The organism is Massilia rubra, assembly GCF_011682065.1.
GTDB lineage: Bacteria > Pseudomonadota > Gammaproteobacteria > Burkholderiales > Burkholderiaceae_D > Telluria_A > Telluria_A rubra.
In genome coordinates this window covers 24,033-47,047 of record NZ_VUYU01000011.1, presented here as the reverse complement: position 1 = coordinate 47,047, position 23,015 = coordinate 24,033, and the positions used below count along the sequence as shown (strand labels likewise).

The 23,015-nt window shown below is 59.5% G+C and carries 25 protein-coding genes, 2 tRNA genes and 1 pseudogene; 16 read left to right on the top strand and 12 right to left on the bottom strand.

Features of this window, described 5'->3' with window-relative positions; genetic code table 11:
• Positions 1-4 precede the first annotated feature (4 nt).
• The 3 genes from F0185_RS17645 to F0185_RS17635 all read left to right on the top strand — a co-directional run bounded on the left by F0185_RS17645 (position 5) and on the right by F0185_RS17635 (position 4,075).
• Complete coding sequence (locus F0185_RS17645; RefSeq protein ID WP_370664034.1) at positions 5-1,639, top strand: IS481 family transposase; 1,635 nt, start codon at positions 5-7, stop codon at positions 1,637-1,639.
• Entirely contained in the window at positions 1,629-2,600 is a 972-nt protein-coding gene (locus F0185_RS17640) for an ExeA family protein (RefSeq protein WP_167226574.1), read from the top strand. Before F0185_RS17645 ends, F0185_RS17640 begins: the two co-directional genes overlap by 11 nt.
• A gap of 344 nt (positions 2,601-2,944) precedes the next feature.
• Positions 2,945-4,075, top strand: coding sequence for an acyltransferase family protein (locus tag F0185_RS17635; protein ID WP_167226572.1), 1,131 nt, complete (start codon positions 2,945-2,947; stop codon positions 4,073-4,075).
• Between the two features lie 9 nt (positions 4,076-4,084).
• On the opposite strand, the gene F0185_RS17630 is transcribed toward F0185_RS17635, so the two are convergent.
• The gene (locus tag F0185_RS17630) at positions 4,085-4,570 is read right to left on the bottom strand and encodes a VOC family protein (RefSeq protein WP_167226570.1); all 486 of its coding nucleotides are present in this window, start codon (positions 4,568-4,570) and stop codon (positions 4,085-4,087) included.
• A gap of 373 nt (positions 4,571-4,943) precedes the next feature.
• Between F0185_RS17630 and F0185_RS17625 the strand changes: the two genes are divergently transcribed.
• The gene (locus F0185_RS17625) at positions 4,944-5,654 is read left to right on the top strand and encodes a hypothetical protein (protein ID WP_167226568.1); all 711 of its coding nucleotides are present in this window, start codon (positions 4,944-4,946) and stop codon (positions 5,652-5,654) included.
• Between the two features lie 52 nt (positions 5,655-5,706).
• Positions 5,707-5,883: a hypothetical protein gene (locus F0185_RS17620; protein ID WP_167226566.1), complete on the top strand. Its 177-nt coding sequence runs from the start codon at positions 5,707-5,709 to the stop codon at positions 5,881-5,883.
• A 204-nt stretch (positions 5,884-6,087) separates the two neighbouring features.
• Here F0185_RS17620 and F0185_RS17615 read toward each other — a convergent pair whose 3' ends face one another.
• Positions 6,088-6,906: a substrate-binding periplasmic protein gene (locus F0185_RS17615; protein ID WP_167226564.1), complete on the bottom strand. Its 819-nt coding sequence runs from the start codon at positions 6,904-6,906 to the stop codon at positions 6,088-6,090.
• 563 nt (positions 6,907-7,469) lie between these two features.
• On the opposite strand from F0185_RS17615, the gene F0185_RS17610 reads away from it, so the two are divergent.
• From F0185_RS17610 to F0185_RS17600, 3 genes and pseudogenes are all read left to right on the top strand, one after another.
• Entirely contained in the window at positions 7,470-8,357 is an 888-nt protein-coding gene (locus tag F0185_RS17610) for a zeta toxin family protein (protein WP_167226562.1), read from the top strand.
• 166 nt (positions 8,358-8,523) lie between these two features.
• Positions 8,524-8,645 (top strand): annotated as a pseudogene (locus F0185_RS17605) (IS66 family transposase); the annotation flags it as partial.
• Positions 8,646-8,798: 153 nt separating this feature from the next.
• Positions 8,799-9,422, top strand: a complete 624-nt coding sequence (locus F0185_RS17600) for a pyridoxamine 5'-phosphate oxidase family protein (protein ID WP_167226793.1) — start codon at positions 8,799-8,801, stop codon at positions 9,420-9,422.
• A 529-nt stretch (positions 9,423-9,951) separates the two neighbouring features.
• On the opposite strand, the gene F0185_RS17595 is transcribed toward F0185_RS17600, so the two are convergent.
• Both F0185_RS17595 and acs read right to left on the bottom strand, forming a co-directional pair.
• A tRNA-Ser gene (locus F0185_RS17595) sits at positions 9,952-10,042 on the bottom strand.
• Between the two features lie 78 nt (positions 10,043-10,120).
• Positions 10,121-12,121: an acetate--CoA ligase gene (gene acs / locus F0185_RS17590; protein ID WP_167226560.1), complete on the bottom strand. Its 2,001-nt coding sequence runs from the start codon at positions 12,119-12,121 to the stop codon at positions 10,121-10,123.
• A gap of 293 nt (positions 12,122-12,414) precedes the next feature.
• On the opposite strand from acs, the gene F0185_RS17585 reads away from it, so the two are divergent.
• From F0185_RS17585 to F0185_RS17570, 4 genes are all read left to right on the top strand, one after another.
• Positions 12,415-13,029, top strand: a complete 615-nt coding sequence (locus F0185_RS17585) for a YqhA family protein (RefSeq protein ID WP_167075927.1) — start codon at positions 12,415-12,417, stop codon at positions 13,027-13,029.
• Positions 13,030-13,048: 19 nt separating this feature from the next.
• On the top strand, positions 13,049-14,590 hold the full coding sequence (locus F0185_RS17580; protein ID WP_166897781.1) for a fumarate hydratase: 1,542 nt from the start codon (positions 13,049-13,051) through the stop codon (positions 14,588-14,590).
• Positions 14,591-14,631: 41 nt separating this feature from the next.
• A complete protein-coding gene (murI, locus tag F0185_RS17575; protein ID WP_167226791.1) occupies positions 14,632-15,660 on the top strand; it encodes a glutamate racemase in 1,029 nt (342 codons plus the stop codon).
• Positions 15,661-15,761: 101 nt separating this feature from the next.
• Positions 15,762-15,837: transfer RNA gene (locus F0185_RS17570), tRNA-His, on the top strand.
• On the opposite strand, the gene F0185_RS17565 is transcribed toward F0185_RS17570, so the two are convergent.
• The 5 genes from F0185_RS17565 to F0185_RS35475 all read right to left on the bottom strand — a co-directional run bounded on the left by F0185_RS17565 (position 15,826) and on the right by F0185_RS35475 (position 18,265).
• Positions 15,826-16,089, bottom strand: coding sequence for a hypothetical protein (locus tag F0185_RS17565; RefSeq protein WP_167226558.1), 264 nt, complete (start codon positions 16,087-16,089; stop codon positions 15,826-15,828). The genes F0185_RS17570 and F0185_RS17565 overlap by 12 nt on opposite strands.
• Positions 16,090-16,545 (bottom strand): hypothetical protein, encoded by a 456-nt coding sequence (locus F0185_RS17560; RefSeq protein WP_167226556.1) that lies wholly within the window; start codon positions 16,543-16,545, stop codon positions 16,090-16,092.
• A gap of 352 nt (positions 16,546-16,897) precedes the next feature.
• Positions 16,898-17,473: a hypothetical protein gene (locus tag F0185_RS17555; RefSeq protein ID WP_167226554.1), complete on the bottom strand. Its 576-nt coding sequence runs from the start codon at positions 17,471-17,473 to the stop codon at positions 16,898-16,900.
• On the bottom strand, positions 17,470-17,946 hold the full coding sequence (locus F0185_RS17550; protein ID WP_167226552.1) for a hypothetical protein: 477 nt from the start codon (positions 17,944-17,946) through the stop codon (positions 17,470-17,472). Before F0185_RS17550 ends, F0185_RS17555 begins: the two co-directional genes overlap by 4 nt.
• Positions 17,947-18,121: 175 nt before the next feature.
• Positions 18,122-18,265, bottom strand: a complete 144-nt coding sequence (locus tag F0185_RS35475; RefSeq protein ID WP_370664033.1) for an Arc family DNA-binding protein — start codon at positions 18,263-18,265, stop codon at positions 18,122-18,124.
• Between the two features lie 105 nt (positions 18,266-18,370).
• On the opposite strand from F0185_RS35475, the gene F0185_RS17540 reads away from it, so the two are divergent.
• Positions 18,371-18,676 (top strand): Arc family DNA-binding protein, encoded by a 306-nt coding sequence (locus F0185_RS17540; RefSeq protein ID WP_166892119.1) that lies wholly within the window; start codon positions 18,371-18,373, stop codon positions 18,674-18,676.
• An 8-nt stretch (positions 18,677-18,684) separates the two neighbouring features.
• Here F0185_RS17540 and F0185_RS17535 read toward each other — a convergent pair whose 3' ends face one another.
• On the bottom strand, positions 18,685-19,320 hold the full coding sequence (locus F0185_RS17535) for a hypothetical protein (protein ID WP_167226550.1): 636 nt from the start codon (positions 19,318-19,320) through the stop codon (positions 18,685-18,687).
• A 158-nt stretch (positions 19,321-19,478) separates the two neighbouring features.
• Here F0185_RS17535 and F0185_RS17530 point away from each other — a divergent pair, with 158 nt between their 5' ends.
• The gene (locus F0185_RS17530) at positions 19,479-19,889 is read left to right on the top strand and encodes a hypothetical protein (protein WP_370664027.1); all 411 of its coding nucleotides are present in this window, start codon (positions 19,479-19,481) and stop codon (positions 19,887-19,889) included.
• Positions 19,890-19,996: 107 nt separating this feature from the next.
• On the top strand, positions 19,997-20,254 hold the full coding sequence (locus F0185_RS17525) for a hypothetical protein (protein WP_167226548.1): 258 nt from the start codon (positions 19,997-19,999) through the stop codon (positions 20,252-20,254).
• Positions 20,255-20,606: 352 nt separating this feature from the next.
• On the opposite strand, the gene F0185_RS17520 is transcribed toward F0185_RS17525, so the two are convergent.
• Positions 20,607-21,179: a hypothetical protein gene (locus F0185_RS17520; RefSeq protein ID WP_167226546.1), complete on the bottom strand. Its 573-nt coding sequence runs from the start codon at positions 21,177-21,179 to the stop codon at positions 20,607-20,609.
• A 3-nt stretch (positions 21,180-21,182) separates the two neighbouring features.
• Positions 21,183-22,196 (bottom strand): hypothetical protein, encoded by a 1,014-nt coding sequence (locus F0185_RS17515; RefSeq protein ID WP_167226545.1) that lies wholly within the window; start codon positions 22,194-22,196, stop codon positions 21,183-21,185.
• A gap of 212 nt (positions 22,197-22,408) precedes the next feature.
• Here F0185_RS17515 and F0185_RS17510 point away from each other — a divergent pair, with 212 nt between their 5' ends.
• A complete protein-coding gene (locus F0185_RS17510; RefSeq protein WP_167226543.1) occupies positions 22,409-22,978 on the top strand; it encodes a recombinase family protein in 570 nt (189 codons plus the stop codon).
• Positions 22,979-23,015 lie beyond the last annotated feature (37 nt).

Here is a 23,015-nt window from a genome sequence, read left to right as displayed (position 1 = left end):
GGCGATCCCTGTCGACTCGCTGCTGCAGTTGCGGCAGCGGCTGGACCGTTTACCGCGCAAGAGTTCGGAGCGTGTCACCCAAATCGCTGCCGTGGCCAGTCTTTACGGCGTCTCCGCGACAACGGTCTATCGGGCGCTGCAAGCGTTTCAGAAGCCGCACGCCGCGCACCGCGCCGACCACGGCAAGCCTCGGATGTTGCCGCAAGCGGAGTTGGAGCGCTATTGCGAACTGATCGCGGCGCTGAAACTGCGCACCACCAACAAGGCCGGACGCCACCTGTCCACCGGACGGGCCATCGAGTTGATGGAGGAGCATGGGGTGGAAACGGTGCAGGGATTGGTCAAGGCCCCCATGGGCCTGCTGCGGCGCCCGACCGTCAATCGTTATCTGTCCCTGTTGCGACTTGACCAGCCCCATTTGTTGCGCGAGCCACCGGCCGTGCGTTTTCAGGCAGAACACAGCAACGATTGCTGGCAATTCGATATGTCGCCTTCCGACCTCAAGCACATCGACAAGCCCGATTGGATTGATCCTTCAAAGGGAGTGCCGACCTTGATGCTGTTCAGTGTGGTAGATGACCGCAGCGGCGTCGGCTACCAGGAATACCAGTGCGTATATGGCGAGGACGCCGAGTCCGCGCTGCGTTTCCTGTTCAACGCCATGACCGTCAAGGCCGACCCCGCGTTCCCATTCCAAGGCCGGCCGAAGATGATTTATCTGGACAACGGTCCGGTGGCCAAGAGCCGGGTGTTTCAAAACGTCATGCTGGCCCTCGATATCGAATGGCTCACGCACATTCCAGCAGGCAAAGATGGAACCCGCACGACGGCCCGTTCAAAAGGCAAGGTCGAGCGCCCATTCAGGACGGTGAAGGAAGCGCATGAAACGCTTTACCATTTCCACAAACCGGAAACGGAGAGCCAGGCCAACGAATGGTTGATGCGCTACCTGCTGCGTTACAACGACCAGAGCCATCGTTCGGAGAAACACTCTCGACTGGCCGATTGGCTGGCCAACTTGCCGGCCGAGGGCGTGCGCGACATGTGCGCGTGGGAGCAGTACTGCCGGTTCGCGCGCGAACCCGAGAGCCGCAAGGTCGGCGTCGACGCGCGCATCGCCATCGGCGGCACTGCCTATCAGGTAGAGCCGGACATGGCCGGCGAGACCGTCGTCCTACTATGGGGCTTATTCGACGACGAAATGTATGTCGAGTTCGACGGCGAGAAATTTGGGCCGTACCGCCCGGTAGCCGGGCCGGTTCCGCTGCACCGCTACCGGGCGTTCAAACGCGGCAAGGCGGACGAGCGCGCCGATCGCATCCGCGCGCTTGCCGACCAGCTCGATCTACCGATCAGCGCTTTGGCAGGAAGCGATATGCACCTTACCCCGCCGGCCGCCGCCATGTCGCTGCCGCACCAACCATTCAACACCGAGGCGCACGCCTACCACTTCGCTGGCGCCATCGCCGCCAAACTCGCCATCGCCGACGACCTGGCGCGTCCTCTGGCCAAGCTCGCGCCGGAAGACCGCGCCTTCATCGACCAGGTGCTGGCCGAGACGCTCAACCGCAGCGTCGTGCTGGCACGCGTGCGGGACTACTTCCGAAACAAGCAGACAGGAGAGCACCATGCGGGTTGAAGTGATGCAGTATTACGGGCTGACGCAGGCCCTCAGCCAAGCCGGCTATTACGAGACCGAGCACCACCTGCAGCTCATCAAGGACATCAAGGGGGCGGTCATGCAGGGGCGCCTGATCGCTGTCTGTGGCGTCGTCGGCAGCGGCAAGACCGTGACGCTGCGCCGTCTTCAGCAGATCCTGAAGGATGAAAACCGCGTGTCCGTCGCCAAGTCGGTATCGGTGGAGAAGCACAGCATCAAACTCGCCACGCTAATCTCGGCTCTCTATTACGATCTGTCGCAGGACAAGCAGGTGCAGATCCCCAAGCAGGGAGAGCGGCGCGACCGCGAGCTGCAGGATCTGGTGAAAAAGGGCAAGCGCCCCGTGGCGCTATTCATCGACGAGGCGCACGACTTGAACGGCCACACGCTCATCGGCCTCAAGCGCCTGATGGAGGTCGTGGAGGACGTCGGCGGCCGGCTGTCGGTGATCTTGGCCGGCCATCCCAAACTACGCAATGACCTACGTCGGCCTACGATGGAGGAAATCGGCTACCGCACCGACATCTTCAATTTGGACGGCATCGCCGGCAGCCAGCGCGACTATATCCATTGGCTGCTCGGAGTCTGCACCAGCAACAAGACCGAGCCGGGGGAGATTCTGACAGCCGAGGCGATCGACATACTGGCCACCAAGCTGCGCACGCCGCTGCAGGTTCAGTTGCACCTGACGCTGGCCCTCGAAGCGGGCTACCAGACCGGCGAGAAGCCGGTCACGGCGGAATTGGTGGAGACGGTGCTGTCGCGCCAGCTCGACGACCTTGAGCCGACGCTAGCGCGCCACGGCTACCGGCTCAAAGACATGACCGAGCAGTTCGATGCCAAGGCGGCGGAGATTCGCGCGATGTTCAGCAACCAGCTCGAACCGAAACGCACGGCCGAGATCCGCGAGCGCATGCTGGCGGCGGGCTTGCCTATATGAACCGTCATTTGCAGTTAGCGTGAGCCGGCGTCCGTGGAATGCGAGCCGGTTCCGTCGATTGCAAGCCCATTTGCAGATAATGTGAGCACGGGCTTTCCGTCATTTGCAGTTAATTCGAGCCAAAACCGGCCTCGAATGCGAGCATGATCGGTTTCAAACGCGAGCCGCTACACATATTGACGCCGTCTCCGGCGACCGGCACGTAACATCCGGTAACGCATCCATACACCATATCCTGGCCGCATACGCTATGATAACAAATTGTTATCAGCAATCATCGCTCATGACTGGCTGATATCGACCGATGCGCAGCTTGCGCGGTCGCGCTTTTGGAAGAGGTTTGGATGGCTGTCGCTGTAGAAAAAGTACCCGGGGCCAAGGCAAGCGCCCCGGCGCAGTTTGTACTGATCAATCTGTTAAAAGTCATCGCGGCGCAATTGATTGTGCTGCACCACCTGGCCTTCTACGGTCCGATGGCCGACTATGCGCGCCCCCTGATGCCCGATGTGATCGACTGGCTCGATTCCTTCGCGCGCATTGCCGTGCAAGTGTTCCTGGTGATCGGCGGTTTCCTGGTGGCCAAGTCCTTGTTCCCGCAAGGCCAGCCAGGCGCGATCAATCCGCTGGCGACCGTGTGGCGGCGCTATGCCAAGCTGGTGCCGCCGTTCATGGTGGCGATTTTGTGCGCGGTTGCCGCTTCCGCCCTCGCCACCCGGTGGATGACGCATGATTCGATTTCCCCGCCGCCCGATTGGTTGCAACTGGCCGCGCACGCGCTGTTGCTGCAAGGCGTGCTCGGTTACGACTCCTTGTCGGCGGGGGCGTGGTACGTCGCCATCGATTTCCAGCTGTACGCGGTGGTGGCCATGCTGGTCTGGCTGTGCGGTCGCGTTTCCGGCGCTGGACGGCGGCGCTGGCTGATGCCTGCCGTGGTGGTGCTCGGGATCAGCACGTCCCTGTTGTACTTCAATCGCGATCCCAACTGGGATGAATGGGCGCCCTATTTCTTCGGCAGCTATGGACTGGGCATCATGGCTTGGCTGGCGAGCGATCCGAAACGGCGCCCACGCGCGGTGGCGCTGCTGGTGGCGATGATCCTGGCGCCGACCCTGGTCGCGCTGGTGCTGGACTTCCGCCTGCGCATCGCGGTGGCGCTGGCGGTGACGTGCGTCCTGTTTCTGTTCGGCCGCGCGCGCACCGGAGCGTTTTCCTACTGGGGCATGTCGGCGATCAATCGCCTGGCGCAGATCTCCTATTCGATGTTCCTGATCCATTTCCCGGTGTGCCTGCTGATCAATGCGGCGTTTGCCCGCTTCGTGCCACCCGAGCCGCATTTCCAGGCGCTGGGTATGCTGACGGCCTGGGCTGCGAGTGTGCTGGCGGGCGCGGTATTTTACCGGTGCGTCGAGCTTCCCCTGGGACGCATTTTGCAATCGGCCACGACGGCGGCGTCGGCGCGAACCGCATTCGTCTAATCGAGCGGATCAATCCCGGCCAAGCACGGCCCGTTCGATCGTGGCGATATCGATTTTTCTCATCGTCATCATCGCATCGAACGCGCGCTTGGCGGCGGCGGGATCGGGACCGAATACAGCCGCCGTCAGCGCGCGCGGCGCAATCTGCCAGGACAATCCCCAGCGATCCTTGCACCAGCCACATTCGCTTTCCTGACCACCATTGCCGACAATGGCATTCCACAAGCGGTCGGTTTCGGCCTGGTCGTCGGTGGTGATCATGAACGAGAAGGCTTCGCTGTGCTTGAAATGCGGGCCGCCGTTGAGCCCGATGCAGGGAATGCCGGCCACGGTAAATTCGACCGTGAGGACATCGCCTTCTTTTCCATCCGGGTAGTCGCCCGGCGCGCGGTGGATGGCCTGGACTGCGCTGTCGGGAAAGGTGTCTGCATAAAAGTTGGCGGCGTCGACGGCATCGCCGTCGTACCACAGGCAGATCGTATTCTTGCTGGTCATTGCATGCCTCCCGAAAAGTTGAACACCGGCAGCGATTGCCGCAAATCGAGCGACCCCGCCCGAGGGGACATCGGTCGCTCGGTGAGCCTAAAGCGCTTGCCGGGATTCGTCAATAGCGCCCGATACGCCAGGCAATGCAGATCCACATGCCAACGTGGATGACTTGGACAAGGGCGCGGAATGCGAGGGAGCCGTCATCCCAGGCATGCGTTTAACAGCGCACTCATTGCGGCAGAGGCAACCAAGCTTTAATGGCAATATTTATTGGTGCGTGGCTACAAGACATGCGAAAATGGGTTGCAGACGTCAGGCCACCGGAGGGTTGTAAATCGCACCCGGCACGTCCCTATGCCAACCAAATCAAAGAGTGAATATGTCCACCCAAAAAATCAAAAGTTGCTCAATTGTTGCGCTCATATTATGCGCGATGGCCGGTTGTCAAAAGCAGGTGCCCGGCAGCAGTGGCGCCCCGCAAGCAGTTAACCCCGCAGAGCCGAGCAAGGCCGCACCTGCAAAGCCTCTTGAGCCAGCCAAGACGACGCATAGCGGCCCGTTTGGTCTTGCAGGAGGAATGTCGGTCGAAGAGATTGAAAAATTGGGCTTCAAGACGTCGGATTCTTCACCTGGCATATTTACCGGAACGCCACCGAAGCCGCTCGAAGGATTCAAAGACTACTTTGTCGTGGCACTGCCAAACGTGGGCCTGTGCCGAATTCGAACAACCCACGATATTGATATCGTCAACGGTACTGGCGACCAGTTAAGAAAGAAAGCTGATCGTCTTGCTGAAACGATGGCCATCAAGTACGGCAAACACACGAAGAAATTCGATTACAGCAGCAAGGATGTCTACAAGAAAAACCCCGAGTACTGGATGGTAGGACTGAAGGAGGAATCTGTTGTGTATGGTTACGACTGGTCCGAAGGAAAAACGGAGCAACCCCTCCCCGAAGATCTGGACAATATCGAAATTAATACGCACGCCAGCACGACGATGAGCGGATTCATTTCAATTAACTATACGTACAAGAACTTCAAGGAATGTGCAACTGCGCTAAAGAAGCAGCAAGCCAATAGTCTCTAATCTTACTAAGCCGGCGCGATTTTCGCGCCGGGACTCTCACCTGAAAGCACACATGATACCTATTATTGGTTTGATGATCGGCACCTATATTTTTACGCGCATGCTTGAACTGGCGACCAGCAAGGAAGCACATGTTGCCGTCAAACTATGTGCGATCATTACCTTAGTCGTTGTTGCTTTCTGCACTGTCATGCTGTTTTTTGCAGGATCGCAGTTTGGCAGGATGTAAATAGGCTGAAACAACGCTTGGCGGATCGCCACTGGGGGCGGGATGAACTGGGCTGCCGAGGCAAGCCCTGCCCACCGGGCCAGCCAGCGGCTCACTTTGCGGCCAGAGACTGCCCACTACGTGCTACAGCCGGGACCGTGTCCGATTGACAGACCTGGCACCCGGCGGGCGTGATGGCTTGATCGGTAATGGCGATGCCGCGGCTTATTTCACCCCAGATTTTTCGGCGGCTTCGAGCTCCCTGAAGTAGGCCGCATCGAATTTGCCGAGATCCATGCCGCGCAGCGCCGCATTGAACGACTGCTGCAAGCTCAGCCCCACTTTCGTGGGCTGGAAACAGATGTGTACCGCCATTTCGCCGAGGATATTGTCGTGAAAAACGACCTGCTCGCGCTGACCCGCGAACTCAGGGGAACTAAATAGCAGGTAACGCAGCACGGCCTTGTCGATGACGATCGCGGGCACCCGCGCCGCCAGCAGTTTCTTGAGATTGAGCAGGTCGCCGCGCGAGAGGTCGGCGCGGATCTTGCCCTCCTTGACCATCGCGTCGAAGGGGGCGCCGTTGGCGTAGCCCGCGACCACGCCGATCTTCATGCCGGCCAGGTCGCCCACGCTGTGCCAATGCAAGGGCGCGCTCTTCAGATAAGCCAGGCCGACGATGCTGGTGCTGATCGGCGCCGACAAGTGACAATCGCGCGCGCGTTCTTCCGTGTAGTAGGCCGGAAAATAGCCGGCAAACCGGGGATCGTCGTGGCCGAGCTGCACGGTCCTTCGCCACGGAAAATACGCGAAGCGCACGGTATAGCCAAAACGCCCCGCCGCCGTCGCCACCAGCGCGCTCGCCGCGCCGTCCAACGGCAAACGCGCCCCGGTGTAGGGCAACCAGTCTGTGCTCGCCAACAACATCTCGGGCGGTGAAGCGGCCGCCCTGGCGACGCCGCCCATGCCGGCGACCGCGCCCAGGCTCAGCACGCAGCACAGCGGCAGTGCCAGCAGGCGAGCGGGAAGTCGGCAAGGCGTCATCAATCTGACTCCGGGTGAGGCGCGGCGGGTTTTTTGCTACTTGAAACGCAACAGTACTGTCTCACTACGCGCCATTATGGCATTTGGTGCAGTCAGATTAACGTGGGCTGGCGCATGATTGTGCAATGGCAAAATACCACAAATATGCATGCTGACTAATTTTTCCGTCCTGCGCCGCACGCCAACCGTGTGCTTCTGGCTAAGTCTAATTGCAACCGATGTCATTTTTGATTTTCCAGGACGCCAATGCTGGACCGCCAAGGCCGGGTGGCCGGCCATCCGATGTCGCCCCCCCTGGCAAGGGATGCTGCGGCGCCGCTAAGCGCAAGTAGAAATGCAGGCTCTGGTGTTGTAAAATTAGAAACTGGCGTGTGCTCAACAGCACGTTGCAGCCGTCGCACCTGCCACCACAACGATCACCGCGCCGCGCCTTTGGCCTCGGTTTTTCTCAACCGCCCAGCTCCATTTCCGTGCGCTTGCTTAGCGGCCCTGGATCGCGCGCGCGGTCGTTTCATGGACGCGAAACATTTACAAGACGAGACTCACGCAAAAAAGGAAATATCATGAGCCAGAGCGAAAAACGGGAAGAATACGACATTGCCGAAAGCAGACTACACCTCTTGATAAGCTATTACTCCCAGTGTGTATATAAGGAGGAGCATAAGGCGATCCCGGATATGAAGCAAATCGCGCAATGGGAAAATGAAAAGCGATCGCTGATGGCCTTGGCAAGGGCGCTCGAGCTCGAGGACCAGGCGGCCATCGCAGACATCAACGCCACGTACGGGCCAGTTCTCCGTGCATGCAAGGCGCTGGCGAACACCGGGACCGCGCCCCCATACGAACTCGACAAGGCCGAACACGACAGACTCTACGCGCTCATTGCGCGAGATCATCTGTCGTGCGTTGAACCGCAAGACAAGCCCATGGCGATCATCACTGGCGGCCAGCCCGGATCAGGGAAAGGCACGCTTACCGCTCAAGCAAAACAGGAATTTGCCACGCAAGGCGGTTATGTCCTTGTCGACCCCAACGAGCTTCGCTTGAGTCACCCGGCATACTTTGAACTCATGAGCGAGAACGACCGCGAAGCGGCCGACTTGACGCATAGCGACGCCTCGACATGGGCGAAACGCCTGACCAGCGACGCGATTGATGGCCGGCGCAACCTCATTATCGACCAGACCTCGAAAAACGCGGACTCGCTGGTCGCGCTGACCACAAGGCTGAGCGAGGCCGGCTATCACGTTGAGCTGAGAGTGATGGCAGTCAACCCCGAATTGAGCTATCTACGCACTTTGCTCAGGTATGAAAACCAGAAAGCACAAGAGGGAATGGGACGGTTTGTTCCGAAGAACGTCCACGACGCCGCCTATGAAGGCTTGCCGGACAGTGTTGAAGCAGTTGAGCGCGCCAAGAGTGCCAATGCTGTAAAGGTTTACAGGAACTGAACGCGCATCCGTGAAAACAGCCTGCGCCAGGGGAGTACGACTTTGCCGACATCCCGCAGGCCGCCCTTGCGCAAGTATGCGCAACGCTTCGAATCCCAGCCGACGAGCCCGCAGGGGCTCTTCTTCTCTCCTCCATGAAACAAACAAAAAAGGTAAGCGTCTTCCCTACTGCGACGATGGCATGTTCGAGATCGACAACTCGGCAGCCGAGCGCGCCCTGCGGGCGTTGCCATCGGTCGCCGCAACTATCTGTTCGCCGGCGCTGACACGGGCGGCGAACACGTTGCCCAGGCCCCCGCCCCAGGCTGCAGTCGCGCGCGATGGATGCCAGTTAAAGATGTGCTCGGGTAAAATCGATATTCAAGCAGCCATGAGGGGCGATCGCCCGAGGTTCTCTTGTGACCGCAAGAGCCCATCAATCAATATAGGGAGTAGAGCTTGATCCAGCTTGACAGTCAAATCGTTTCGGATATCGCGGCGCTTGAAGGGATTTACGGAATGCCTGCCGCAGCGTCAATGAAAAAAGAAGTGGCATACATTCATCCGCACTATCGAAAATTCATCGAGGCGGCGCCGTTTGCCCTCCTGGCAACAAGCGGATCGGACGGTCTCGATGTGTCTCCTCGAGGTGACCCTGCTGGTTTTGTCCGGGTCCACGACGAATTAACCTTGCTCCTTCCCGATCGTCGCGGGAACAATCGAATAGACAGTCTGCGGAATGTCCTGCATGATTCCCGGGTCTCTCTCATCTTTTTGATACCCGGGATTGGAGAAACGTTGCGGGTCAACGGTACCGCATCGATTCAAGTCGATCCGGGTTTGCTGTCAAGCTTCAGTATCGACGGCAAATTGCCGCTTTCCGTATTGGTCGTGAAAGTCAACGCGGTGTTTTTCCAGTGCTCACGCGCGATACTTCGTTCGCATCTCTGGGACCCGGCCAAGCATCGGGATCGTGGGGATTTGCCAAGCCCTGGAACAATCTTGGGGGATTTGAGTAGTGACGAAATTGATGGCCAAAAATATGATGCCGATTTGCCGCGGCGTTTATCAACAACTCTTTATTGATCTCGGCAGTGTCGCTGACCCGTACACTTGGTGTCGATTTGTTCCGGGATTTTGTGTGATGCCTGCATCGCTTGAATTGCCGGGCGGCTTAAGACGGTGTTAGGGCGACGCTTACCAAAAAAGCCACCTGGAGGTGGCTTGTTTATTTGGTTTCCTGGCGGAGCTATGGACATGGCTAAATTTTCCTCGCCGAAAGGGGGCACTATGACACGCGATACCGTTGTGCTTGGGCAGGGGGCAAAAGTTCTTCGGCACGTTGCTATTCTGGCGGATATGCGGGGAGGATCTTTGCTGTGTTTGAGGAGATTTGACGTGTGTTAGAGAGCGAGGCCTGATCGAGTGATATTTTTGCGTGCGCTGCGCGCGGCGCCTTCGGCGCGCCACCGCGCAGCGGTGGCAGATGGACGATTCGGAGAGGGCTGGGCGAGTACGCCCAGCCCTTCGAATCCCCGCCGAAGAGCCCGCAGGGGCTCTTCTTCTCTCCGCCAGAAAACAAAAAAGCCACCCGAGGGTGGCTTTTATTTTTTTCTGGCGGAGAGACGGGGATTCGAACCCCGGATAGGCTATGAACCTATACACGCTTTCCAGGCGTGCGACTTCAACCACTCATCCATCTCTCCTGCTTTACATCTCCGCCTTCGCGAAGCCGCAGATTATAGCAAAGATTCCGCGAAGTATGAAGAAATTTGCATTTCGCCTTACGAGGCTTCTTTCAACTGCTCCAGGATGGCCGGATTTTCCAGCGTCGAGACGTCCTGCGTTATGGTCTCGCCCTTGGCCAGCACGCGCAGCAAGCGCCGCATGATCTTGCCCGAACGCGTCTTGGGCAGGTTGTCGCCGAAGCGGATTTCCTTCGGCTTGGCGATCGGGCCGATTTCCTTGGCCACCCAGTTGCGCAGCTCGAGCGCCAGCTTCTTCGCTTCCTCGCCAGTCGGACGCGCTTGCTTGAGCACCACGAACGCGCAGATCGATTCGCCCGTCGTGTCGTCCGGCTTGCCCACCACCGCCGCCTCGGCCACCATCGGATTGGCCACCAGCGCCGATTCGATTTCCATGGTACCCATGCGATGCCCCGACACATTAAGCACGTCGTCGATGCGCCCGGTAATCGTGAAGTAACCGGTGTCCTTGTTGCGGATCGCGCCATCGCCCGCCAAGTACATCTTGCCGCCCAGCTCATCCGGGAAGTAGCTGCTCTTGAAGCGCTCCGGATTGCCCCAGATGGTGCGGATCATCGACGGCCACGGCCGCTTGACCACCAGAATGCCGCCCTGCCCGTTCGGCACGTCCACGCCGGCCTCGTCGACAATCGCGGTCATGATGCCCGGCAGCGGCAAGGTGCACGAACCCGGCACCATCGGCGTCGCACCCGGCAGCGGCGTGATCATGTGACCGCCCGTTTCGGTCTGCCAGAAGGTGTCGACCACCGGGCAGCGCTCGCCGCCTACGTTCTTGTAGTACCACATCCAGGCTTCCGGATTGATCGGCTCGCCCACCGAACCGAGCAGGCGCAGGCTGCTCAGGTCGTATTTGGAGGGATGCACGGCCGGGTCGACATCGGCCGCCTTGATCAGCGAACGGATCGCGGTCGGCGCCGTGTAGAAGATGCTGACCTTGTGCTTGGCGATGTTGGCCCAGAAGCGCCCGGCGTTCGGGTAGGTGGGAATGCCTTCAAACACGACCTGGGTCGCGCCGACCGCCAGCGGGCCGTAGGCGATGTAGCTGTGACCGGTGACCCAGCCAATGTCGGCGGTGCACCAGAACACGTCCTGCGGCTTGATGTCGAAGCTCCACTTCATGGTCAGCGCGGCCCACAGCAGGTAGCCGCCGCTGGCATGCTGCACGCCTTTCGGGGTGCCGGTCGAGCCGGAGGTGTACAAAATGAACAGCGGATGCTCGGCGCCCACCCATTCCGGCTCGCATTCCGCCGCCTGGTCGGCCACCAGCTCGTGCAGCCACAGGTCGCGCCCTTCGGTAAACGCAATGTTGCCGCCGGTGCGCTTGTACACGATGACGTTCTTGATGCTGTCGCAGCCGCCCAGCGCCAGCGCTTCGTCGACGATGCTTTTCAGCGGCAGGTGCTTGCCGCCGCGCAGTTGTTCGTCGGCCGTGATGACCGCCACCGCGCCGGCGTCGATAATGCGCTCCTGCAGCGACTTGGCCGAAAAGCCGCCGAACACCACCGAGTGGGTGGCGCCGATGCGCGCGCACGCTTGCATGGCGGCCACGCCTTCGATCGACATCGACATATAAATAATGACGCGGTCGCCCTTCTTGATGCCGCGCGCCTTGAGGCCGTTGGCGAACTTGCAGACGCGCTCGTACAGGTCCTGGTAGGTGGCGCGCGTGACGGCGCCGTCGTCGGCTTCGAAGATGATGGCGGTTTTATTGGCGTTGCCATTCTGGAGGTTGCGGTCGAGGCAGTTGTACGAGACGTTCAGCTGGCCGTCGTCGAACCATTTGTAGAACGGCGCGTTGGTCTCGTCCAGGGTCGAGGTGAACGGCTTGTGCCAGTCCAGATTCTCGCGCGCCAGGCGCGCCCAGAAGCCTTCGTAATCGGCGGCGGCTTCGGCGCACAGCGCGTTGTACGCATCCATGCCGGAGATGGCGGCCTTGGCCACGAAGTCGGCTGGCGGCGCAAACACGCGGCTTTCCTGCAAGCCCTGATTTTCCTGCTGGGGGGAATCTGATGCTGCCATGCTGAGTCTCCATTAGTGGTGTTGTTTGCTAAAACCTTAATCCCGCTCGCTTACTGCGCCCTTACGTTGCAACATAGCGAACAAGGACAACAAGGCATTAAAGCATGGATCATCCAACAAAGCGGTATGGTCACTTGCATTAACGACAAGATCAATGGCGCGCCAAGGTGACTCGCCTGTGGTTTGCGCCAGATCAATACGCTGCCGGACCGAGCCGGCTATCTGCAGGCGGGCGAAGCGCTGGTAAAATGACGCAGCGAAAATTTTTGCCTTACTCTGGAGCCAAGCCTTTCATGTCTGAACCGATCATCCCGACCGAGCAGCGCAAGCTGACCCCGTTAAACAACGTCATTTTCATGAGCCGCTGGCTGCAGTTGCCGCTGTATCTGGGGCTGATCCTGGCGCAATGCGTCTATGTCTTCCATTTTTGGGTTGAACTGAAAGACCTGATCGGCGCCGTCCTCGGCGATGCATCATCGCTGCAACACATCCTCACCGCCGTCACCGTGCCCGGCATGGCGCCCGCCACCAAGCTCAACGAAGCGACCATCATGCTGGTGGTGCTGGGCCTGATCGACGTGGTGATGATTTCCAACCTGCTGATCATGGTCATCGTCGGCGGCTACGAAACCTTCGTCTCGCGCATGCACCTGGAAGGCCATCCGGACCAGCCGGAGTGGCTCTCGCACGTCAACGCCTCGGTGCTCAAGACCAAGCTGGCGATGGCGATCATCGGCATTTCGTCGATTCATCTGCTCAAGACCTTCATCAACGCCCACGCGTACACGCCGCAAACGCTGATTGCGCAGACCGTGATCCACATCGTGTTCCTGCTCTCGGCACTGGCAATCGCCTACACCGACCGCATCATGATCGGCACCCAGAACCAGTCCAAGACTCCCCACTAAGCCAACGAGAACCATAGCCATGACTATCATCAAGCAGGAAGACCTGATCGAATCGGTCGCCGCCGCCCTCCAGTACATCAGCTACTACCATCCGGCCGATTACATCGCCCACCTGGCGCGCGCCTACGAGTCGGAACAGAGCGACGCCGCCAAGGATGCGATCGCCCAGATCCTGACCAACTCGCGCATGTGCGCCGAGGGCAAGCGCCCGATCTGCCAGGATACCGGCATCGTCAACGTCTTCCTCAAAATCGGCATGGGCGTGCGCTTCGAAGGTTTTTCGGGCACCGTGACCGACGCCGTCAACGAAGGCGTGCGCCGCGCGTACAACTTCGACGACAACAAGTTGCGCGCCTCGATCGTGGCCGATCCGCAGTTCGAACGCAAGAACACCAAGGACAACACGCCGGCCGTGGTCCACATGGAACTGGTCGAAGGCAACACCGTCGACGTCAAGGTCGCGGCCAAGGGCGGCGGCTCGGAGAACAAGTCCAAGTTCGTCATGCTCAACCCGTCCGACTCGCTGGTCGACTGGGTCATGAAAACCGTGCCGACCATGGGCGCGGGCTGGTGTCCGCCGGGCATGCTCGGGATCGGCATCGGCGGCACTGCCGAAAAAGCCATGCTGATGGCCAAGGAAGTGCTGATGGACGACATCGACATGTACGAACTCAAACTGCGCGGCCCACAGAACAAGACCGAAGAACTGCGCATCGAGCTGTGCGACAAGATCAATGCGCTCGGCATCGGCGCGCAGGGCCTGGGCGGCCTGACGACCGTGCTCGACGTCAAGATCATGATGCACCCGACCCATGCGGCCTCGAAGCCGGTCGCCATGATTCCGAACTGCGCCGCCACCCGCCACGCGCACTTCGTGCTCGATGGTTCGGGCGCGAGCTACATCGAGCCGCCGGCGCTGTCGAGCTGGCCTGACGTGCACTGGACACCGGATACCGAAAAATCGCGCCGCGTCGACCTCAACACGCTCACGAAAGAAGAAGTCGCTTCGTGGACGCCGGGCCAGACCCTGCTGTTGAACGGCAAGATGCTGACCGGGCGCGACGCCGCGCACAAGCGCATCCAGGACATGCTGGCCAAAGGCGAAGAATTGCCGGTGGACTTCAAGAACCGTGTGATCTACTACGTCGGCCCGGTCGATCCGGTGCGCGACGAAGCGGTCGGCCCGGCCGGTCCGACGACCGCCACCCGCATGGACAAGTTCACCGACATGATGCTCGAAAAAACCGGCCTGATCGCCATGATCGGCAAGGCCGAGCGCGGTCCCGCAGCGATCGAGTCGATCCAGAAGCACAAGTCGGCCTACCTGATGGCGGTCGGCGGCGCGGCTTACCTGGTCTCGAAAGCGATCAAGAGCGCCACGGTGCTCGGTTTCCACGACATGGGCATGGAAGCGATCTACGAGTTCGACGTGATCGACATGCCGGTCACGGTGGCGGTCGATTCCAACGGAACTTCGGTGCACAACACCGGTCCAAAGGAATGGGCAGCGAAGATTGAATCTCTGTCGAGCGTTGGCAAGATTCCCGTCACCGTAGCCTGAGACGAACGAGTGACGACGAAGTGAAAAACGCGAGCGTCTCCATGGTGGCCACGGCGCCGGCTACCGCGTCGGCTACCGCGTCGGCGACCGCGCCGATCGGCGTGTTCGATTCCGGCGTGGGTGGCTTGTCGGTCCTGCGCCATATTCGCGCGCAGCTGCCGCATGAGCGTTTGCTGTACTTCGCCGATTCCGGTTTTGCGCCGTACGGCGACAAGCCGGAAAGCGTGGTGGCCGAACGCTCGCTGGCGGTAGCGGCTTTTCTGGTCGCCAACGGCGCCAAGGCGCTGGTGGTGGCCTGCAATACGGCGACGGTGGCCGCCATCAAGGTATTGCGCGCGCACTATCCCGACATGCCCATCGTCGGGGTAGAGCCGGGCCTCAAGCCGGCGGCGGCGGCCACGCGCAACGGCAAGGTTGGCGTGCTGGCGACCAGCGTGACCGTCGCCGGCGCCAAGTTCCTGCTGCTGCGCGACCAGGTCAGTGCAAGCAGCCACGCGCAGTTTTTGCTGCAAGGCTGTCCGGGGCTGGTCGACCAGATCGAGCTGGGCGACCTGGGTTCGCCCGCCATCCGCGCGCTGCTGGAGCGCTATGCGACGCCGCTGCTGGACCAAGGCGCCGATACGCTGGTGCTGGGCTGCACGCACTACCCGTTCGTGCTGGCGATGCTGGGCGAGGTGATTGCACAGGCAACCTCACGCGAGATCGTGCTGATCGACACGGGCGATGCGGTGGCGCGCCACCTGGCGCGCTTGCTGGGGACTGCGGGATTGCTCAATCCGGGCGTTGAAACGTCCGGCGTGGCAGCGTCCGATGTGGATGCGTCCGGCGTGGCAGCGTCCGATGTGGATGCGTCCGGCGTGGATACGTGCGGCGTGGAAGCGTCCAATTTGGAGGCGCATGGCAACGTGGCCAGTGCCATCCTGCCGGCAGTGGGCGAGTCCGGGACTGCGGGGCTGGCGCCATCGTCCGCCACGCTGCAAAGCTTTACCAGCGCCGGGGCACCCGCGCTGTCGCGGGCGTTTGCCAACCTGCTGGGCATCGCCCCGCCCGTTCGTGAAGTGCTGATTTGAAAATATTTAGCATTCCACGCATTTTGATTTGCCAGTTCGCTCAGATGTTTGTATAATCTTTTTCTGTTCAGGAAGCATCTGAACAAAATGCAGATTCGATGGTGGCTGTAGCTCAGTTGGTAGAGTCCAGGATTGTGATTCCTGTTGTCGTGGGTTCGAGCCCCATCAGCCACCCCATCGTTTGCGTTTGAAATCAAGCACATAGCCCAACCATTGAGTTGGGCTTTTTGTTTTCTGGCTCACGTTGTCACGCCATGTAACCGCTGTGTAACCCGTTTCAATAAATGCGGAGGTCGCGGTGTTGGCCGTATTGATCCGTATTTTTCGACAGCTTTTTCGCCCTGCTAGCCAGGCGCCTGACTTCGGATCGAGGCTGACGACACGCTCGGCGCGGCCAGCCTCAGCGAGCGCGAACAGGGACGCACCCATTCAAGGCGGGTCTACGGCCTGGCCGGAGGTGCCGACCGGGACCCGCAGGCGCAGGTGGGCGCCGATACCAAGGCCGATTGCCAGCAGCGCGACGACCTTCTGAGGGTTGCATTTCAAATGCGACCCTTGACGCCCCGCCAGTGAAAGCTGCGCCAGCAGGCCGACCGCCAGCAGCAGCACGCCGGCAGCGGTGGCCAGGGTCAGGCGAGCCAGCAGCAGGGCGTCCACGCCGGCCACCGCCAGCAGCGCACTGGTGCCTGCCGCTGCGCGCACGGCGTCGCCGATGGCGTGTAAAGGACCAGGTGCCGCGCTGCCAGTTGACGCCGCCGGCCACGGCCAACAAGACGCAAAGGCCGGCGGCGCGCGCCACAGGCACACCAGCTGCAACAGGCACAGCTGCGCCAGCAGGAAAGCGGTCGGCAAGAAGCCGGGCGAACGGCCGGGAAAGCGCATCATCGCTGCGCTATCCAGTCAGGACAAGCGCCCCACTATGCTGCGGGCACTTTTCGGCACTGTGCCAATGCCGATGGTGAAGGCAACCCACCGTGGCCACTTCCGGCGCGACCGCACTCCACAGGCGACCAGCTGTCACGACAAGAAGTAGAACCCGGCTCCTTACGCGCGCACGCGCGTTACTTGTTACCTCGGAGCCGCCGGACCAGGCCGGCCAAGCTGGAGTGCTCGCGCCGGCGTGCGCTCGCCGCCGATCCGTTCAGAAACCTGCGACGCCGGCATTCCACGCCCTGCCACAACCACTTGATTCGCAACGGCTTTCACGTTTCTTGCGCGTTCAGAAACCCTTGCAACATTAGCCCTGTGGTTGCTGGCATGGGCGCCAGTGTGTCACTGCGGCGAGGGGGAATTGCCCTCCGTCAGCGCAGACCCGCCAGCACGCCTCACCAAATCCACTGCTATCATAAAAAATGACAACCGGGCTCTCCAACTCGGTATGCCAGCCGATCACCGTTTGCTCCGGCGGCGGTAGCTGGCCGGGCAAGGCGGGCACCCAACATTGGGTATCACCATCGCTGCGCGGTTGCGCTTTAAGCGCATTACTAATCGACAAGTCCAGTTCCTGCATTGCCTCGGCTTCGACGGCCAGATGCGTGATGAGGTCGCCCATTCGTGCCAAATGGCTCGAAGCCGCTTGCCCATCTTCATTGAGGCCGGCTAACATCATCACGTGGCCGAGCGCGGCCAGCCCGTGCATTAACGTGTCATTAGCATTTCTAGCGTGCTGTGCCGCCGCTTCTGCTGTAGCACGATCCATCAGGGCAAGCGGTCGATGGGCGGAAAAGTCAGCCGGCATCTGACGCAACAAATGGGTGAGTTGATACGGCGCCCTGTCTGCGCTTCCAAAGTTCAGATTTTCTGAAAGGTTCATTTTGCACCCCCAGCACGCGCGTCGGCCGTACGCTTGCTTATGCGTCGTTCAGCCTTATTCCCCCACTCCGTAGCAACCAAAATCGCAAGCCGCATCAAATTTCCTGTGTCGCACATATTTAAGACAGGAGATGGGTCGGCCATTTCTCTATCCAGATTACTCATTTCAATCAATTGGAGGCAAGTTGTGATACCTCGAAATGCGTCCAGGGCATCCGTGTCATTATCAGCGTCGGCATTCCCCGCTAGGCTTGCGGGCAGCCACGAAAACGGTTTGTGCAACGAATCAACATGGCCTTCGAGCGCAGTGGCATCGCTTGCGCCCTCTATAATTTCGCTGAGCGCCATTCGCCAAGGATGATCTTCCCCGAAATGGCTTGCCGCCATCTGTGATTGCAGCGTGTGCAATTTGGCGGTGGTGGACAGGGGCGATTGACATTTTTCGTTGTCTACTTTAATGTTCGTTATGTTCATGTGTTTCTCCAAGATGCACTAATCCAACAGGCCAAAAAATGCTGATACATTTATGGCCCAACTTGCCTAGCTCCACTAGGCGGTGTACTTTCAAGGGCCGACCTCCTACAGTTGGCCCTTGTCACATCTGGCTTTCATTTCGTCGATTACACTCCTTTCATCTGTTGACGCGGCCTTAGGTGCCCAACTGCTGCGTTGCGGCGGCTGGCGGGGTACTGCGTGCCCGAATCTCTGTTAAGCAATGGACCAGCTCGCTGTTCAAGGACCGCCCGTTTTTCGTCGCTTCTGCGCTAAACCACTCTCGTAGCTCAGACGGCATACGCAACGGATACCCTGCTGGCTGACTGGCCATTTTTCATCCCTCATGGAAATTGATTACACTCAATATAGAATCTAATAGACTCAGAGTCAAGAAGACTCTTTGATGGAACTGACGCTGTGGGGGACAATCGCGCACATGCCTGCACCGAGCCAAACAACCCCCTTCCCCCTTCGTATGGCGCCCGCGCTGCGCGAACGCCTCGAAGCTCATGCAAAGAAAAATGGACGTAGCGTTAATTCCGAAATAGTCGCCATGGTGATGGCGGCACTGGAGCCGCAAATTGACCTCGCATCCATCCCCACCGAACAGCTACTGTCGACTGTCGTCAAGCGCCTCGATGGCACGCTTCAATTGGTAGTGTCGGGTGACGCGGCCAAGAGAGCAGGAATCGCCCCCAAGAAAAAATAGCCGCACGGCTACTTCTCCAGGCCCGCGATGCCCGGCAAAATCGCGCCCCCAAACAGAAACATGAACTCCGTGTCTCGCAGCCGCTTAAAGCCCAGCTTGGCATAATGGCGGCGCAGCTTTGCCACCGCGCGTGCTTGATTTCCTTTGAAGTTCGGTAGATCAAGGCGGGCGCGCCAAGCAGCGTCGTTGCCAATGAAAGCCTCATTCTGTAGGGGGAATGGCTTTATTGCGACTATCTCAGCGCCTGGCCGGAATCGCTCGATTATGCGGCGCATGGCCACAAGGCCGAGATTGTGAGCTCTGAATTTTGGGAGAATTTCAAGTCTGTCGATTATCAGAATATTTCCCCAATAAGGCTCATCGCCGAGCAAACGCGTAAGCGCGCCCGCGAACTGGCTGCCGTCGCTGTCATAGATCGCGTAGAAATATTCCAGGGTAGTTGCGTTGGCGTCGAATAGGTCGACGGTCGAGATACATGCCGCCTCCGCAGCCAGCACATCGACATAGATCGCTTTGAACCTACCCGCCACTACCCGGCGACAAGCCTCATTAAGGCCAATGACGCGACCAGCGATTTCATAGATGTAGTCTCCGGGCTCCCCTGGCTCCAGGGCGTACGTTGCCTTGTCGACGTCCAATATCATGTAGTAAGGGCCTATAAACATGCCGCACTGTACTGCCGCAGAAAGGCTCCTGCCTCGTACCCCATCAAACTTGTTCCATACACAATTCATGGGCAGAGTCTTAAAGGAGTAAATTTACGATTTATCAACACTTACGCCCCCCAGCAACCGAGATAACAGTGCGTGGCGGCCCAATGAGCGCCTTGGGCACGCTGGCCGCTGGCGTCACGGGCGGTATCTGGAAGGTCGCCGCCGTGATCCTGCTGGCGGCCCTGCTGGTGGTGGGCGCGTGGAGCGGTGGCGGTTGGTACCTCGCCGCGCGCGACCGTGACGCCGCCCGGGTGGAGCTGGCCGCCGAGCGCGCCAAGAGCGCCGCATGTGCGGCAGCGGTGGAGCGCCAGAACGCCGCTGTCACCGCTCTGGCGGATGCCACGCGCGAGGCCGGCGTGCGCGGCCAGGCCGCCCAGCAGCAGGCCGTCGCCGCCGGCAAGCGCTTCGACGCGGCGCTGGCCCGGGTCGCCGGCGCGCGCGCCACCACCTGCGACGAGGCCATGCCGGCCGTCAACCTGATCTTGGAGGCTACCCGATGAAACTTTCGAAATTTCGAAATTTCGATTTTTCGCAATTTTTGCGCAGATTCCGGTGCTGGCCTGCTAGCAGGGGTAAAAACGCTCAGAACCCGCATGGATACTCACTCTTGGCCGGCCTGCTGCTGGTCATCGCTATCGTGTTGACGTCCGGTTGCGCCAGCGCGCCGCCGCGCGTGCAAGAGGTCAAGGTGCCGGTGTACCGCTCCTGCGTGACGGCGGCGCCGGCCCGGCCGACATTCGCCACGCGCACCCTGGCGCCGGATGCCAGCGACGGCGAGAAGGTGCTTGCCCTGGCGCCAACGATATCACGGCAAAATTATGACGCCAGGCGCTTCGTCCAGGCCACCACCTCCCGGGCCTTGTAGAGCTCCTGGCCGCGCGGCGAGCCTGGCAGGCGGATCGACTTGGGAACGTGGTGTGCACGACTACTTCGCGCCGGACGGTGTCGGCCGACCGCTTCAAATACCGGGCGATGTGCTCGACGTTCCACGGTCGATCTGAACCGGCAGCGGCGCCGCGCTTAAGGGGCGGAGCATCATCACAGCTCAGGTCATGGCGGATGTGAATGCGGAAGTCAGCAGGCGGGCGCGACCGTGGCGCAAAGACGAAGACGAAATTTGACTCCCAAATTTCCATGAAGCCGGAGGTTGCAGCGAGAGCCGGGCTCCGGCGACCGCCGCCTCATGCGAGATGAGCAGCCTCCCCAACCGCACTTGATTATTTCGAGTCAGATGTGTAGCCGAGAAGATGCCGGTCGTGCATATCGATCGGTTTTTCGGTGATGTCTTTTCGAAGTTGGGCAAGGTAAGCCACGCGCTGTTTCGTTGCAGCCTGCGCCTGAATTAGCGATCTACGTGTCTCATCGACGGATTTAAAGCACGCCCAAGATTCGCGGAAACTGCCCAGCCAATATCCGAGCGCTACACACAAAACATAACCGATTGCAGGACGCATCGCGGGTTGCCCAGCTGGAATGTTGGCAATATAGATTGAAGCCAAACAAAGTACTGACATCGCGAAATGCACAACAATTTGCGCGACCGAGAAATTGCGTGACGCCGCACCGTAGCCGCTTACCCGCTCGGCTCCGCCTTGAGGGAGGTCGTCTAGCTTGTCCAGAGCGTTCAACTTTGTAAGAACAGCGGTCCAGCCGCCAGCCAATGCAACACCTAATCCGGAAAAAGTCGCGGCGAAGCCAGGTGCTGCAATTAGCTGTGGGAATACATCTGGGGCGAAACGATAAGTGCACCAGGCAACACCGGCTCCAAGAAGGGTAGTTAAAAGCTTCATTTGTCAATCTTGAGCGCTTATGTGGCCCTTGTCAATCAAGCTTTCAAGCCATCCTACCAGAGCGTGGTACGCGCCGGCAGTGGTCAGAATGCCGTCCACGCTCTCAATCGAAACATGTTCGCGTACTCTCAGCTGGTTGCCTTTTTTAGTGCCTGCACCCTCGATCTCAACCTGAACAAAGTCAATGTTCTCCACCTGTCCCAGAGCCTGCAGGAGAGTGCGCATCATATCATTTTCATTCACGGCACTCTTAGCTTTATGCTTTCCGGCAACCTTAACCTCAAGATTGAGCTGTACATTGTTGAGCTCGGTCATCTGGTCAACCTTGAGTGCCTGAAATTTTTCGGGCGACATCAAAGCTTTCACAATCTTGAGCCCAAGACCTACTCCAGCCTTCGCTGCGCGCGTGGCTCGACTGCCAACGATTTCCTCAGCATTTCCTTGGGTTTCGAAAAACGGCGCACGTAGTAAGACCCGTTTGATCGGCTTATCTTGCAGTTTTTTACGGATGTCCTGCGGAATAACGTCCGTCAACACTACCCGCTGGTCCTTAGCCATTGCGCCAGATTGCTTGAGCAGCCAATTTAAGTGACTCTCAAATGCTTCTGACCGAAGACTTCGACTTTGGATGAACACTACATGGTTGTCCCGCACTGCGAAGTAGAGGGGGGAGTCGATGAAGTGCTTTCCCTCCGGCGCAGGCAACTTTGACACGTCGAGTTCATCTGCTGCCTCATTGACTGCTTGCGACATGACCAAGTGGTTAGCACCCGGGGAAAACTGTATCAACGTGCCCAATTGAAACCCGGCATCGGCACGGGCAGAATTAATCAATCGCATCGAGGCCTCGGGCATGCCCCCGTCAGTCAAGGTTGCCTCGAAAATGTGCTCTTTGCGTTGGAGCACGCTAAGTTTTTTGATCGCGCGGTGCAGCAGGTGCTGCAGCGGGACGGATGATGGCTTGGCGAACTGGGCTTGCTTATAAAAAAGTTGCTTATTGGTCTTCTTAGTTTCCACGACTGATGTCCGACCTGTCAAAACCAAAACATTATCATGAAGCATCGTGGACGGACAGCTATTTGATGTTCAAAAACGACCGTATATGAACATGCACGCGGATCAACACAAAAGTATGCCCATAAAATAGCTATCGCTATTTTGAACATGTTCATATATAGTTAAGGCGTTATTGAACACACTTCCCTACTCAACTTTCACGAGAGAAACAAATGGCAACTTTCGCTTACAGCCGCGTCAGCACCAAGGACCAGACCACTGCGAATCAGCGCATGGAGATTGAGGGCGCCGGATACAAGGTCGACTACTGGTTCAGTGATGAGGGCGTGAGCGGCAAGGTGTCGGCATCCCTGCGCCCGCAGTTCAAAGCGCTGTTGGGCCAAATCCGCGATGGGGAAACGCTGGTAGTGTCAAAGCTCGACCGGCTGGGGCGCGACGCTCAGGACGTTGGCGCCACGATCAAGGCACTAGCGGCCCGCAAGATCGAGGTGGTCGTTTTGCAGCTTGGCAAACTTGACCTGACCTCGCCGGCCGGCAAGTTGATGCTGACGATGCTCGCGGCCGTTGCTGAGATGGAGCGGGACTTGCTGGTGGAGCGCACCCAATCCGGCCTTGCACGTGCAAAGGCTGAGGGCGCCACACTTGGCCGCCCAGCCAGCACAACCGACGCGCAGCGCGCCCAAATGATCAGCCAGCATAGGGAGCAGGCTGTATCCATCAGCGCCCTGGCCCGGCGGTATGATGTTTCACGCGCGACGGTGATGCGGATCGTGAAGCCGTAGAAGGGCCGGGCCAGTTTTCCTAGCTTATTTAAACCTG